The sequence below is a fragment of the Acinetobacter sp. UBA6526 genome (assembly GCF_002434875.1).
In the GTDB taxonomy this organism is placed as follows: Bacteria; Pseudomonadota; Gammaproteobacteria; order Pseudomonadales; family Moraxellaceae; genus Acinetobacter; species Acinetobacter venetianus.
The window spans coordinates 11,660-11,995 of record NZ_DJLC01000041.1 but is presented as its reverse complement, the minus strand read 5'-3'; the positions used below and the strand labels follow the sequence as shown (position 1 = coordinate 11,995).

Annotated in this window: 1 protein-coding gene; it reads left to right on the top strand. The window is 42.3% G+C overall.

Annotation, left to right across the window (positions count from 1 at the left end):
- The coding region (locus B4237_RS02575) for an ATP-binding cassette domain-containing protein (protein ID WP_286941230.1) at nucleotides 1-336 on the top strand (336 nt) is incomplete at both ends.

Below are 336 nucleotides of genomic sequence, written 5' to 3'. Positions count from 1 at the left end.
AATCTTCCTGCTTGGGATGCTGATGTATCATTACTTTCAGGTGGTGAGCGTCGTCGTGTTGCATTATGCCGTTTATTACTTTCTAAGCCTGATATGTTGCTTCTCGACGAACCGACGAACCATTTAGATGCTGAATCAGTATCTTGGTTAGAACGTTTCTTGAAAGACTTCCCAGGCACGATCGTTGCGATTACGCATGACCGTTATTTCTTGGATAACGTTGCTGAGTGGATTCTTGAACTTGACCGTGGACATGGTATTCCTTACCAAGGTAACTATTCTTCTTGGTTAGAACAAAAGAATGCGCGTTTAGAGCAAGAACAGAAACAAGAAGAA